This window comes from Chromatiales bacterium 21-64-14 (assembly GCA_002255365.1).
Lineage (GTDB): Bacteria > Pseudomonadota > Gammaproteobacteria > 21-64-14 > 21-64-14 > 21-64-14.
The window spans coordinates 1-13,288 of record NCBI01000062.1; the positions used below are offsets into that span (position 1 = coordinate 1).

Sequence of the window (13,288 nt, forward strand, 5' to 3'; positions counted from 1 at the left end):
GCCGCGTTGGAGCCGAACGAGGCCGCGTTGGAGCCGAACGAGGCCGCGTTGGATCCCCAGGAGGCCGCGTTGGATCCCCAGGAGGCCGCGTTGGACCCCCAGTAGGCCGCGTTGGAGCCGAACGAGGCCGCGTTGGAGCCGAACGAGGCCGCGTTCGAGCCGAACGAGGCCGCGTTCGAACCGAACGAGGCCGCGTTCGAACCGAACTGGGCCGCGTTCGACCCCGAGAAAGCTGCGTTGGACGCCCATTTCGCCGCGTTCGACCCGAACAGGGCCGTGGCGGCGGCGTCCTCGGCCGCGTTCGAGCTCCAGGCGGCGACGTTGGATCCGAACGCGCCCGCGTTTGATCCGAACGTGGCCGCGTTGCATCCGAACGTGGCCGCGTTGGACCCGAACGTGGCCGCGTTGGAGCCGTACGCGCCCGCGTTGGATCCGAACGCGCCCGCGTTTGATCCGAACGTGGCCGCGTTGCATCCGAACGTGGCCGCGTTGGACCCGAACGTGGCCGCGTTGCAGCCGAACGCGCCCGCGTTGCAGCCCCAGACGGCCGCGTTGCAGCCCCAGGTCGCCGCGTTGGATCCGAACGAGGCCGCGTTGGATCCCCACACGGCCGCGTTGGACCCGAACGCGGCTCCGTTGGACCCGAACGCGGCCGCGTTGGACCCGAACGCGGCCGCGTTGGACCCGAACAGGGCCGCGTTGGACGCCCACACGGCCGCGCTCGACCCCTTGAACGCTTCGTTCGACGCCCACCGCCCCGCGTCCCACGCGTTCAGGGCGACGTTCGACGCCCAGGAGGCCGCGTTGGATCCGAACGCTGCCGCGTTGGATCCGAACGCGGCCGCGTTGGATCCGAACGAGGCCGCGTTGGACGCGAAGGCGGACGCGTTGGACCCCCACACGGCCGCGGCGACGCCGTTCGACCCGAAGGTCGCAGCGTTGGAGCCGAACGAGGCCGCGTTGGAGCCGAACGAGGCCGCGTTGGATCCGAAGGCGGCCGCGTTCGATGCCCAGGGGGACGCGTTCGACGCCCACGCGGCCGCGTTGGATCCGAAGGCGGATGCGTTCGATCCGAAGAGGGCGGCGTTGGACCCCCACGACGCCGCGTTCGAGCCGAAGAACGCCGCCCGGGAGGCGTTGGACGCCCACTCGGACGTGTTCGATCCCCAGCGGGCCGCGTTCGACGCCCACGTCGCCGCGACGACCCCGTTTGACCCGTAGACGCCCGCGTTGGACGCGAACGAGGACGCCGCCCGGAGGACGACCACCGCGTTCGAGGCAGACGCGGACGCGTTCGATCCGAAGGATCCGGCGTTCGAGGCCCACGCGGCCGCGTTCGACGCCCACGTTGCCGAATTCGAGCCCCAGGAGGCCGAGTTCGAGCCCCACGAGGCTTTGTCGTTCGCCGACGAGGCCGCGTTCGACCCCCACGCCGCCGCGTTCGATCCCCACAGGGCCGCGATGGATACCGGCAAGGCGACGTTCGACGCGTAGAGGGCCGCGTTGGATCCGAACGAGGCCGCGTTGGATCCCCAGGAGGCCGCGTTGGATCCGAACGAGGATGCGTTGGAGCCGAACGCGGCCGCGTTGGAGCCCCACGAGGCCGCGTTCGATCCCCAAAAGGCCGCGTTCGAGCCCCAGGACGCCGAGTTCGATCCGAACGAGGCCGCGTTGGATCCGAACGAGGCCGCGTTACAGGCCGAGGACGCGACGTTCGACCCCCAAGAGGCCGCGTTGGAGCCGAACGAGGCCGCGTTCGAGGCGTAGAGTGCGGCGTTCGAGGCCCACTGGGCCGCGTTCGAGCCGAACAGGGCCGAGCGGACCGCGTTGGATCCGAAAGCGCCGGCGTTGGAAGACCAGCGAGACGCGTTGGAGGCGTAGAGGGCAGCGTTGGACGCCCACGCGGCCGCGTTGGACCCCCACGCCGCCGAGTCTGCCGCGTTTGATCCGTACGTTCCCGCGTTCGATGCCCAGGCAGCCAACGCGTTCGCTTCCACGGCCGCGTTGGAGGCGAAGGACGCCGCGTTGGAGCCTTCGAAGGCGGCGTTGGAGCCGAACGAGGCCGCGTTGGAGCCGAACGCGGCCGCGTTGGATCCGAACGAGGCCGCGTTGGAGCCGAATTCGGCCGCGTTGGAGCCCCAATAAGACGCGTTGGAGCCGAACAGGGCTGCGTTCGAGGCCCAGCAAGAGGCGTTGGAGCCGAACAGGGCTGCGTTCGAGGCCCAGTACGACGCGTTGGAGCCGAACAGTGCGGCGTTCGAGTCCCAGACGGCCGCGTTCGACGCGAAAGACGCTGCGGAGTCGATCGCGGGGAGCGCGTTGGACGCGAACGCGGCCGCGTTCGAGCCGAAGGCGGCGACGCCCGCGTTGGACGCGAAGGCGACCGCCAGCGCCGCCGCGGACGCGGGCACGTTGCTGTTGTTTTCGCCGGCGGTCTGCGCTAGGCCTACGTACGACGCGCACGAGAAGGCGGGGAACGCCTGCAGCTCGCCCGCCGCCGACGGTCCCACGCGGACGCCTGCCGCGTTGCATTCGCCGACCACCGAGAGCGTCCCCGCGACGACGAGGTTGCTGGGGGAGTGCGCGTAGTTGGACGCCTCCAACGCGATGCCCTCGATCGCGAAGGCGGCGTTTGACGCGACCGCGGCGGCCGCTATCGCGCCCAGCACGAGGTTGCAGGCGCTCGAGGCCTTGCAGAAGGTCATAGAGGCGTAGGCGATGCTCTCGTTCCGCGCGCCCCGTAGCGCGGCCGCGGACGCGGCGACGTTCGAGTCCTCGAGCGTGACCGAGGATGATATGGCGGGCACCGGGAGGCTTCCGTACCCTCCCGATGGCGTGAAGACGCCGTTCGAGTCCAGCGTCGCCAGCGCCTGCGATCCCGTCGAAGAAAACCACGAGAACGACGGCGCGGTCGTGTTGCCCCCCCAGCAGGCGTTGGAGAGCGTGGTCCATAGCCGGTTGACCGCGAAGGCCGACGGCGGCATCATGTGCGTCGCGACGTTCTCGAAGTCGTCGACGAGGTTCGAGTAGGCCGGCGAGGTGATGCACCCGCCGTCGACGACGTAGAGCTCGACGCACCCGATGGCGCCGAAGTCGACGACGTGGCTCGAGTCGGTCGTCGCCCCGTCGTAGTATGGGATCCCGAGCACCGCGTTGGAGGCCGCGGCGGCGATCGCGTCTCCGAGCACCGAACCGGTCAAAAGCACGTTGGACGGGGCGCAGAGGACGGCGGCCTCGGCGACGACGCCGATCATGTTGCTCAGCGTCGAGAAGGCGAGCATCAGGGCGGCAGCCGAGGGGGGCACGAAGGGGTTGGGGCTGGAGAAGGTGGGGTCGAGGTCGGCGTACCGCGAGGCCGTCAAAGTCCCGAGGACGCTGGCGTCGCCCGAAGCGGACAGGTCCGCGCAGCCGAGCGTCGGCGCGCGGACGACGACCGCCGAGGGCGAGACGAGGATGCCCTCGCCGGCAGAGAGCGTGCCGAGAGAGAGCGAGTAGGAGCCCATGGAACGGACGCTGGCGTTGCTGAGGCCGTCGTCGGGCGTAAGGCCGAACGCGGCGACGCCGTTGGACCCGTCGACCAGGCCGAGCACGATCGAACAGGGCGACTGGACGGGGACGTTGTTCGTCCGGGCCCTGGGAGGCCGACGGCACATTCGCGTGCTGCTGCTGCTGCTGCTGCCGTTGCTGCTGCTGCCGTTGCTTCCGTAGTCGACGGACTGGAACGTCGGGTCCGAGAGGACGACGGTCAATCGCGGGGAACGCGCGACGACGGTCGGGTTGCTCCCCGCGACGCGCACGTTGTACGGCGACATCTTAAAGTACCGTCGACTAATAAAACGAGCCTAACCTATCTACCTCACGTACCACTCGAATCGCATTGGTCGCATCACGCCTGAGCTCGACTGGCAGCAATCTACGTGGTCCCCTGCGGACCAATTGCCTCCGCCATTGCCGAATAGGCCTATTCCGCCCGACACGTCGTTGCTCCCCTGGTTAGCCTCGTTGTTCCACGCGAAGCCCCAACGGACCGGGTTCCACTGTTTGCCCACCCACGACGACACGCCGACATTCTGTTGGACCGTGTCGTAGTTTATCCCGTACCACTGGAACCCTGACTGCGTCGACCAGATGCTGCTGCTGAACTTGGGCGAAGACGTCGGCGTAGGAGTTGTCTTCGGGTACCCGACGCCGTTGCTAAGCTTCGTGATCTGCTCATTGGTCTTGAAGAACGCGGTCGGAGGCATCGGCGAACCGACCGCGTTCGGTTCGACCCAGGTCCAGCCGCCGTAGCCCCCGAGCACGTCGCCTCCGCTCTGCACGTCGGGGAACACGGCCATCCAGTCGCTCGCGGGAAAAACGTTGAAAACGTCGAACTTAGCATCGCCGTTGTTTCGCGTGGCGTCGTTCGGATTGACCGTCGTCGCCGTCGTCCAGTGCGGCGAGTGGAACCCGAACGTCGAACCCTGATCGCCCTTCATCGCGAGCATCCAGCCGCCGCCGTCGCACGCGGGGTTCATGATGCAATACACCAGCTTCGGCCCGACTTGGGGCAGGTTGATCCAGTACGCTCCGTCGCTCGTCACGCCGAACGTCGACATGATGTACTTGGCCGATGGCGCGGCCGTCGCTGCCGACGACCCGTTCATCGATGTGTTCGCGGATGACAGCAGGCTCTGCTCCTGCGCTGACGTGCCGATCGAGCTGCCCGAGACCTGCAGAAGCGTCTTGAGCTGCGCCTCGTTCACGCAAGTGTTACCGATGCAAAGGCTTTGATCGGCCTTGACGGTCCCGTCCTGCTTGACCGTGAGCCCCGGGTGTCCCTGGTTGTAGATCGTGAAGTCGCGCGCGCCGTCGGCCCAGATCCCGCGGTTCGTGCCGTCGCTGCCGAGGTACGCGGTGTCGCCGTGGTTCCCCACGACGTGCAGCCAGTTCCAGTCTCCGTCGCCCTTGTTGACGACGAACTTGCCGTTGATGGTCGCGTCGCTCCCGTCGACCTGAAGGGGTCCGCGGATGTAGTTGCGGCCGTCCTTCCACGGGAAGTGGGTCCACGCGTTGACGACGGGGTTGAAAGACATCAGGCCGAAGTTGAAGCCCCACCCCATGTCCAGCGTGGTGTCCGGGTGGCCCGCGACGACCGAGCCGCGGTGCGCGGTCGCTCCGTCGCCCCTGAAGTGGTGCGACTTCATGCCCTCTCCCCCGCAGTCGCCGGCGGCGCACGAGTTCCCCCAGATCTGCAGGCTCTCGTCCGGATCGTCCTTGATCGAGAGGCGCAGCGAGCTGTTGTTGTTCCCCGCGATCACCTTCTCGAGGTAGTAGGGGTCTGAGTTGTTGGTGCCGTCGGGCGCGGTGTTGAACGACGAGTCCTTGAAGAACATCTTGCCCTCAAGGTTGATGTCGCTCGCCGAACCGGGGTGGTCTGCGGCCCCCTTCAAAGTGCCCACGCTCGACTTCAGGCTGACCACGTCGGTCTGAAGCTGGCCGATGTGGTCGGCCACCCAGCCTCCGAGCGCTGGCTGGCCTTCGTGCATCGTCGCTCTGTTGAGCCACATGTTTCCGTCCTCCGTGAAGTGGTACGTCGGACTGTCGGCGTTATCTGCCGTGACGCCGTTGCGCGACAGGTCGAGCCACTGGCCGTTTGCGTTCGGCTTGAGGCACCAGCTGTTTTCCGCGGGGCCGACGCAAAGGGTCGACGGGTTCCCGCAGTGCGCCGGGTCCGCGTTCGCGCCGCTGCACATGATTGCCTTCCCGGCGGCGTCGAGCGCGCCCCAGTCGACGAAAGTAGACCTATGCCGCCTGCCGTTGATGTATGCCAACGCGGCCATCATGACCACCAGGAACGCGAATATCACGACGCTGGCCGCGAGGTGATCCTTGATATGCTTCATCGATTTTCGATACGCGATGAATTACAATCACGTCCTACTTACTTAGAACAAACATAATTCATATTCACCTCTTCTCCTCCACTTTCTCAGTCGCAAAGCGTGCCCGCGTCCCATGACGCGTCCGTGTGCTCGATGACGCTGCCGTCGGCGTCGGAAATGACCGACGCGATCAAGCCGGCCGGGCCACCGGCGTTCCGAGCCTGGATCTGGATGACGTTCCGGCCCGGGACGAGCGTCGCGGCGAGCTTGGGGTAGTTGCCACCTCCCCAGCCGCCGTTCGCGTCGCCGACGAGCTCGCCGTTGACGCGCAAGTCCGAATAGTCGTCCGCGATGATGTGCACCGTGACGGGCGTCATCCGCGCGACGTGCACCACCTTGTTGAAATTGATGCACACGCCGGAGGCGGCATTGGAAGCCGCGTTACGGTCGTTCCAGATCCAGGACGCACCCTTGTCGGCGAAGTTGCCAGCGTTCCAAGGACCCATGTTGTAACGGCCGAGCACGAACGCCTGGGGCCCCTGGGGCGCGGCGTCGGCCGCCGAAGGCAGCCTTGCGCCGCCCGTTCCCATGGACACTTCGATGGTCTGACGCATGGCGCTCGTCAACGGCTGCGACGTGAAAACGACTCGCTGGCCGGCGTCGAGCAGTTGCACGAGTGCGCCGACGATCCTGTTGTGGCAACAGTCGACGCGGTTGAACACGACGATGCGGGAGACCTCCACGGGTGCACCGAGGTCGATCTTCATCCACGGGGACTCCCCGGTATTTCCGCTCGTGTGCGCGAAGTTGTTGAGGTTGCCGTCGACGAGGTTGGTGCCCGGGAACTGGTCGCCTTGCCATCCGCTAGACTTGGTGACGGTCTTGCCCTGCGAGACATTCTTGCCCGCTTGGTCGAAGACCTGCACCTCGGCGATGTTCAAAATGTGATCGGGCGTCACGTCGCTCGAGATGAACACGTAACGCCCGACGCTGCTTCCCGCGCCCGAGTCTCTCTCTCTCGCGAGCAGCGCCATGAGCTGCGCCTCGTTCACGCACGTGTTCCCGATGCAAAGCCGCTGGGATGCTTTGACATCCTGCTTGACCGCGGATGCGGATGCCGATGCCGATGCTCCTAACCCATTCAACGTGCTCAAGCTCGACTTGAGGCTGACCACGTCGGTCTGCAGCTGGCCGATGTGGTCGGCCACCCAGCCTCCAAGCGCTGGCTGGCCTTCGTGCATCGTCACCCTGTTGAGCCACATGTTTCCGTCCTCCGTGAAGTGGTACGTCGGACTGTCGGTGTTATCGGCCGTGGCGCCGTTGCGCGCCAGGTCGAGCCACTGGCCGTTGGCGTTCGGCTTGAGGCACCAGTTGTTGTCCGCGGGGCCGACGCAAAGGGTCGACGGGTTCACGTCTAAGCCGACAAAAGTCGACCGCGGCCGCTTCGAGTTGATGTACGACAACGCCGTCGCCATTACCAGCAGGAACGCGAAGATCACGACGCTGCTCGCGAGGTGGTCTTTGCCACTCTGTACCATTATTGCCTTCTATCTATTACAATAAACAAATTTCATCCCGCTCGCCTATTACTATTTATCCGGCGACTTTGACGCGCTTTTGCACGGGCACGGGCACTGTCAGAAGCCGCTCGGTGTTGGCCTTGACCCTGGCGGCGATCGCCGCGCGGTCCTTGGCGGTCAGCAGCAACCCCCCGCCGAGCGGTCGTGAGCCGGCCCTGGGGACTAGGGGGGCAGGCGGAGCCACCGCGGCATGCGAGGCATCAGCCTCGATTCGGAGGCGGCGACGCCTCGCGACGGCCGCGGCCGCGGCGCGGCGTTTCTTCTCGACATAGACGTCGGAGACGGTGACAGCGACCTCTGCCTCTGTCTCGACCTCTGTCTCGGGCTCTGCCTCTGCCTCTGTCTCGGCCGCCACGGCCATGCCCTCGTCGTCGCCTTCCTCGTCGTACTCGATGACGCGGGGGCGGGGGCGGCGTCGCCCCGAGGCCGCCGGCGAGAGGATGAGCGGCTTCTTGGAGGCCGACGTCGGGGGGTTGGCGGCGGCGTCTTCCTCGAAGAGCTGCTTGCCCTCGGACAGGCGGCCGGCGTGCGCCGCGTACTCGTTGCGGTCGCCGAGCACCTCGGCCGCGAGCACGATCTTCTTGTACTGCAGCTGCTGCAGGCGCGCCTCGTGCTCGTTGAGAGGAGACGTGATGACGACCGCGCGCACGTCGCGCTCCTGGCCCATGCGCCAGACGCGCGCGATCGCCTGCATCTCGACGAAGGGGTTGTAGTCGGTCGTGAGCAGGTACACGTCCCGGGCGAACTGCAGGTTGAGCCCGACGCCGCCGCACTGCATGTTGGCGACGAGGACGCGCGCGTCGCCCTTCTCGAAGCTCATGATCGCGTCGTCCTTCTGGTCGGTCTTCTGGTCGCCGGTCAGCTGCTCGTAGCGGATGTTCTCCTCGCACAGCGCCTTGCAGACGAGCGACACCTGGTGGTGGTAGTGGCAGAACACGACGGCCTTGGGGGCCGCGCTCTCGCCCGCGGCGGCCGCGGATGCCGCGGAGGCGGCGAGGTCGTCGACCATGGCCTGCGCGAGCGGGCTGCGACGGTCGACGACGTCCTCGCGGGGCGGCAGGTCGTCCTCGTGCTCGCGGACCCACTTGGACCACTGCTTGAGCACGTAGATCGTGGCCGGGTCGAACAGGGACTGGCGCTTGATCTGCATGATGGACATGGCGTCGCGTCGTCCCCTGAAGGCGTCGAGCGCGCGGAAGATCTTGGCGAGCTCGTCGCTCGGCGGCACGTTGCGCAGGACGTAGGTCAGCTTTGTCTTCTCGATGCCGACGTCCGCGTACGTGCGCTGGAGCACGCAGTAGGGCTTGATCGCCGCGAGCTTCGACGTCGTGTCGATGCGGTCGGGGGGGAACCCGAGCCAGACGAGCTCGTTGGCCAGGTCGCGCTGCGAGTTGGCCATCGGCGTGGCGGTCAGCAGCACCTTGGTCGAGCCGTGGATGCGCGCGGCGTTGGAGGCCGTCACGGTCTTGTCGTCCTTGATCATGTGTCCCTCGTCGATCGACACGACGCGGAAGCGCCCGTCGAACGCCCACTTGATCGCGCCCACGTGCTTGAGCATCTCGCTCGACACGAGCACGACGTCGACCGCCGGAGAGTACACCTGCGCGCCTCCGTTGACGGCGCTCTTGACGCTCTTGACCTGCTTGACGAACGAGCACTGGAGAGCGTCATCTCCGTGCAGGATCCCGAGCTCGTTGACCCACTGCTTCCAAGTGTTGAGCGGCACGACGATCAGAGACACGCCGTTGTCTCCTCCGGAGGAGTCGTCCGCGGCGTCGTCGTCTCCAGGGTCGTCGAAGCGGCGCGAGAGCGCGAGCACGAGCGCGACCATCGCCCGCGACTTCCCGAGGCCCATGTCGTCTGCGAACATGAAACCGGCGCGGTACCCGACGTCCCCGTGGCCGTCGGCCGCGAGCGCCCGCGCCACGAAAACCTTGACGAGGCCGAACGTGATCGACTGCAGCTGAGCGTGCGTCAGGCGACCCCTGGGGATGCCCGCGTATATGTCGCGCACCGGCCGCGTCCGCGCGATCACGCGGGCGTTGACGCGCTGCCAGAAGACCGCGGGCTTGGAGATCCCCAGGGAGCGAAGCTCCTGGTGCTCGCGCACGAGCGCGGCCTTCTGCGCCTCGAGAAGGACCGAGCAGTCCTCCTCCAGCTGCTCCTGCTGCTGCTGCCGAGAACCACTGCCGAGGGAACGCTCGGAGGTGACCGGGGAGACATCGTCGTCTTCTTCTTCGTCGATGTAACCGGAGGGAGGACGCCGCTTGGTTGGAGGCTCCAGCATCAGCGCCTCCTCGCTGTCCATGCTGGCGGTCGGGCTCGTGGTGGGGGGCGTCATTGGTGCTGTTGCTGATGCGGTAAATGAGTGAAAGAATCTGACTGGCGGACGCCTCCTTTAAGCCCGAGGCCCGTCACCCCGTACGGCGCGGTTACGCGCGTTTCTGCCAGCCTTCCGCCAACCCCCCGTCCCGCCCCCTTTTTTTCCGCCCGCCCCGCCCCGCCCAGCGTCCTCGACGGTTTCTTCATTCTCCCGTACATGTCGTGTCGTACATGCGAACATGCGAACTTAAACGCGCTTCGTCGGCATGGAACTCCCCCCCCCTTCTTCGTCCGGCAGCAGCCGCCGATCCGGCAGCAAGTCGAACACCTACTACACTGGAAAAAGCAATTCGAACACCTACTACACTGGAAAAAGCAGCGTAAGCGCCTCCAACGTGGGACTGAGTTTCCCAGCCGAGAAACCCAAGAAGACCTCCAGCGTAGCCAACTCCAACGTGGGGCAACTCCCAGCCGAGAAACCCAAGACGAATAATAAGATGACTGCTCAGGCTCCCGGCAAAAAAGGTCGTAAGAACGCCCAGAATCGTCTGCAGCGGTTCGAACGCTGCATGGCCGGCGATGTCACCGTCGACCCCGCGGGGAAAGAGCACACGCGCATCTTCGTCAAAGGCCTCGACGGCGTCAAGTACGACAAGAAGCTGACCGGCCCTCAGATCAACGCCCTTTGGGATTACCTAACTAGTACCGGGTACTTCAATTCCGCCAGCGACATCTTCACGCGCGAAGGCCTCGAGGCGTGTAACGAGGTCCTGTGCCGCTGGCCGCGTCCTTCCGAGATCGGACGGATGGCGGTCAATAACGGCGAGAAGATCGAGTACTATTTGCTCAGGTTCCCGGTGGTGGGCGAAATCTCCGAACTCGTAGGAAAACAGGGCGAGTACATGAACGATCTTTGCGAGAAGTACGACCTCATGTACGCGTGGGTCAAGACGACGCCTGTCACCAAGAAATCGACCATGTGGCTCTACGCGCGCAGCAGGAGGTACCTCATGGACGCGTTTAATCACGACGAGCACCTGGAAATGTTCATCCCCAAGGACGCTAAGGGCGCGATACTGAAGATCGACCCCGAAATCACCAAAAAGATGCTCGGAGACAAGTCGGACAAGTTCGTCGGCCAATGAGGGTGTAAATGGTCCTGTTGTTGTGTTAAACGTGTCGAAAAAGATGGAGCCCGCTGCGACGGCTTCCCAGCAGCAACCGAGCAAGTGCGCCATCGGATGCGCGGTTTGCCTCACCGTTTTCTCGCCGGTCATCGCGTGTTTCACGGGGATCGCCATGTGCCTGACGTGCGGCTTCTGCTGCATGTGCTGCGGTCGATGCGTCCCCACCGATGGCGAAGACTTGCTTGGCGGCAGTCCGTCTACTATCTTCGGAGGCAGTAGGAGGGTGGTGCCCTGGGACACTCAGATGTAACAACTATCTATTGCGCGTTCTCTTCTCCTTGCGCGCGCACGTACGCGTGCACGGCGACGTAAGCGAGGTCGGGGATCTCGGCGCCCCAGCGGGCGACGGCCGCCTCGACGCTCGTCGACTCGACCCAGGGCATCCTGGCTCGGAGCCGCGTCGTTTCGAGCGGCCGCAGGAGCGCGTGGTTGAAGTAAATCTCGTACTCGGACGCGCCGCTCGCCGCCGCGTGCGCGGGGTCGACCGCCGAGAGGAACGCCTTCCAGGCCGCCGTCCCGCCCGACCGAGCCTCGATCTCGCCCAAAATCGCCTCGAGGCGCTGGGCGGTCATGACCATGCAGTGAGCGACGCCGCTGTAGCGCGCGTCGGCGCGCACGAGCCAGGGCAGGAGCCGCGCGGCGTGCGCGAAGTAGGGCAGGTGGTGCTCGGAGCCGACGTGGAACTCCTCGGGCGCGAACGTCAGGTCGCGGAGCAGCATCACGTCGGCGTCGAGCACCAAGAAACCGCCACCGTCAGTGTTTATTTCGGGCACGCAGCGGCCGGCGTAGAGCTTGACGAGCTGCTGCAGGTACCACCCCGCGCGGCCCACGGCGTCCGCCGGGAGAAGCGCGGCGACAGACCGGCGGTCGAACGGGAACAGTCCAGGCGTCGCCTCGTCGTGCACCGCGACGATATCTCCTGCGATATCATTCTCCGCGATCAGACGCCGCGCTTTCTCGGCGTCGTGGGAGACGACGTGGACTCGCCGGACGCCGACGACGTGCGCGATCGCCCGCCGGACGCACTCGGCGAGGCACCGGTCGTCGTTGGGGCCGTGCGGGATCAGCACGTCGATCATCTCTCCACTACGAGACCTCCGGGAATTGCGGCGACCGCCCTGGCCGCGATCAGTCCTGGACCCATTTCTGGTTTGCCCCGCCGTTGCAGCTCCAGAGCGACACCCTCGTCCCGTCTCCTCTCCCCCCGCCGTATGCGTCGAGGCACTTGTCCGGGGAACTCTCCGGGTTCATCGTGCCTCCGTTGGTCCACGACCATTTTTGGTTTTGGCCACCGTTGCAGGGGTACTGGTCCACCAAGGTGCCGTCGGCCGTACCGGACGCCCACACGTCGAGGCACATGCCCGTGTTCTTGCTCCTGATGGTGCGGTCGCTGGGATTGTACATCCATGCCTGGTTGGCCGCGCCGGTGCAACTCCACAGCCACACTTTGCCGCCCGCACTCCTCGAAACATGAGCGACGTCGAGGCAGTAGCCCGGCTCGTAGCTTGGTCGAATGGTGTGGTATGCGGGTGTCGGCGCCGGCGCGGGCGCAACCACCTTGGCCTGGGCCTGGACCGCCGCCCTGGCCTGCGCCTGCGCCTGGGCTTCAGCCTGGGCCGCTGCCTGGGCCGCTGCCTGGGCTGCTGCGGCGGCCGATTGGCACGCCCCCAGCTGGCTCGACAGGCTCGACTCTCTCGTCTGAGCGGCCGAGAGCAGTTGCTGGTCTGCCTGGATCTGCTGCCGAAGGCGCTGCTCGAACGCGTCCTGGAGCGCGACGTACTGGGCCTGGTACGTGTTCTGTGCGTTGACGAGCGCCTGGCTGTTTGCCGTCGTGAGCGCGACGAGCTGCGACTGGGTCTGCTGCTGCTCTGAGGCCGCCGCCGCCGGATGTTGGCTCCGGCGAGGGAGATGGCCTGGTCCGACGTGGACAGCTGCGACGCTCTCGCGCCGGGCGCGAAGCTCGCGACGCATCTCTGGATGCCCGCGACGTAGCCCGGCATGACCGACTGCAGCGCCCCGACGGTGCCCGGCGGCTGGTTCAAAGGGTTGTACCAGTTCAGCTCGGGCTGGTCGGCCTGCGGCGTGCACTGCGTCGGGTCGTCGTTCGTCAGCAGGCCCATCCCGTCGCCCGTCAAGATGCACATCGGGTTTTCCGGCGTGCTCTCCGGGTGCGCGACGAGGCCCTCGCTGGCGAACGTGTACCCGCTCGGCCACAGCGTGCACGCGGTCGGGTCCGCTGTAGTCACGCCCTGGCTGGTCAGGTCTTTCGAGCGCACCGGCTCCGACGACCCGTAGAAACTTTCGCGATCGCGTTCGCGCTTACGATCGCGCTTAC

Annotated in this window: 15 protein-coding genes; 10 read left to right on the forward strand and 5 right to left on the reverse strand. The window is 66.2% G+C overall.

Features of this window, described 5'->3' with window-relative positions; translation table 11 throughout:
• The first annotated feature begins 111 nt into the window (after positions 1-111).
• The 8 genes from B7Z66_14975 (at position 112) to B7Z66_15010 (ending at position 3,708) form a co-directional block, all read left to right on the forward strand.
• Positions 112-1,221, forward strand: a complete 1,110-nt coding sequence (locus B7Z66_14975; GenBank protein OYV74857.1) for a hypothetical protein — start codon at positions 112-114, stop codon at positions 1,219-1,221.
• A gap of 9 nt (positions 1,222-1,230) precedes the next feature.
• Positions 1,231-1,494, forward strand: coding sequence for a hypothetical protein (locus tag B7Z66_14980; protein OYV74858.1), 264 nt, complete (start codon positions 1,231-1,233; stop codon positions 1,492-1,494).
• Positions 1,495-1,503: 9 nt separating this feature from the next.
• Positions 1,504-1,767 (forward strand): hypothetical protein, encoded by a 264-nt coding sequence (locus tag B7Z66_14985; GenBank protein OYV74859.1) that lies wholly within the window; start codon positions 1,504-1,506, stop codon positions 1,765-1,767.
• A 123-nt stretch (positions 1,768-1,890) separates the two neighbouring features.
• Positions 1,891-2,145, forward strand: coding sequence for a hypothetical protein (locus tag B7Z66_14990; GenBank protein ID OYV74860.1), 255 nt, complete (start codon positions 1,891-1,893; stop codon positions 2,143-2,145).
• A gap of 6 nt (positions 2,146-2,151) precedes the next feature.
• Complete coding sequence (locus B7Z66_14995; GenBank protein OYV74861.1) at positions 2,152-2,589, forward strand: hypothetical protein; 438 nt, start codon at positions 2,152-2,154, stop codon at positions 2,587-2,589.
• A 129-nt stretch (positions 2,590-2,718) separates the two neighbouring features.
• Complete coding sequence (locus tag B7Z66_15000) at positions 2,719-3,030, forward strand: hypothetical protein (GenBank protein OYV74862.1); 312 nt, start codon at positions 2,719-2,721, stop codon at positions 3,028-3,030.
• Positions 3,031-3,153: 123 nt separating this feature from the next.
• On the forward strand, positions 3,154-3,495 hold the full coding sequence (locus B7Z66_15005; protein OYV74863.1) for a hypothetical protein: 342 nt from the start codon (positions 3,154-3,156) through the stop codon (positions 3,493-3,495).
• A 6-nt stretch (positions 3,496-3,501) separates the two neighbouring features.
• On the forward strand, positions 3,502-3,708 hold the full coding sequence (locus tag B7Z66_15010; GenBank protein ID OYV74864.1) for a hypothetical protein: 207 nt from the start codon (positions 3,502-3,504) through the stop codon (positions 3,706-3,708).
• Positions 3,709-3,851: 143 nt separating this feature from the next.
• On the opposite strand, the gene B7Z66_15015 is transcribed toward B7Z66_15010, so the two are convergent.
• The 3 genes from B7Z66_15015 to B7Z66_15025 form a co-directional block, all read right to left on the reverse strand.
• Positions 3,852-5,885: a hypothetical protein gene (locus tag B7Z66_15015; GenBank protein ID OYV74865.1), complete on the reverse strand. Its 2,034-nt coding sequence runs from the start codon at positions 5,883-5,885 to the stop codon at positions 3,852-3,854.
• A gap of 86 nt (positions 5,886-5,971) precedes the next feature.
• A complete protein-coding gene (locus B7Z66_15020; GenBank protein OYV74866.1) occupies positions 5,972-7,402 on the reverse strand; it encodes a hypothetical protein in 1,431 nt (476 codons plus the stop codon).
• A gap of 55 nt (positions 7,403-7,457) precedes the next feature.
• The gene (locus tag B7Z66_15025; protein ID OYV74867.1) at positions 7,458-9,785 is read right to left on the reverse strand and encodes a hypothetical protein; all 2,328 of its coding nucleotides are present in this window, start codon (positions 9,783-9,785) and stop codon (positions 7,458-7,460) included.
• 376 nt (positions 9,786-10,161) lie between these two features.
• Here B7Z66_15025 and B7Z66_15030 point away from each other — a divergent pair, with 376 nt between their 5' ends.
• Positions 10,162-10,911, forward strand: a complete 750-nt coding sequence (locus tag B7Z66_15030; protein ID OYV74868.1) for a hypothetical protein — start codon at positions 10,162-10,164, stop codon at positions 10,909-10,911.
• Positions 10,912-11,210: 299 nt separating this feature from the next.
• Here B7Z66_15030 and B7Z66_15035 read toward each other — a convergent pair whose 3' ends face one another.
• A complete protein-coding gene (locus tag B7Z66_15035; protein OYV74869.1) occupies positions 11,211-12,032 on the reverse strand; it encodes a hypothetical protein in 822 nt (273 codons plus the stop codon).
• Positions 12,033-12,081: 49 nt separating this feature from the next.
• Positions 12,082-12,924, reverse strand: a complete 843-nt coding sequence (locus tag B7Z66_15040) for a hypothetical protein (GenBank protein OYV74870.1) — start codon at positions 12,922-12,924, stop codon at positions 12,082-12,084.
• A 27-nt stretch (positions 12,925-12,951) separates the two neighbouring features.
• Between B7Z66_15040 and B7Z66_15045 the strand changes: the two genes are divergently transcribed.
• Positions 12,952-13,248, forward strand: coding sequence for a hypothetical protein (locus B7Z66_15045; GenBank protein ID OYV74871.1), 297 nt, complete (start codon positions 12,952-12,954; stop codon positions 13,246-13,248).
• Positions 13,249-13,288: the final 40 nt, after the last annotated feature.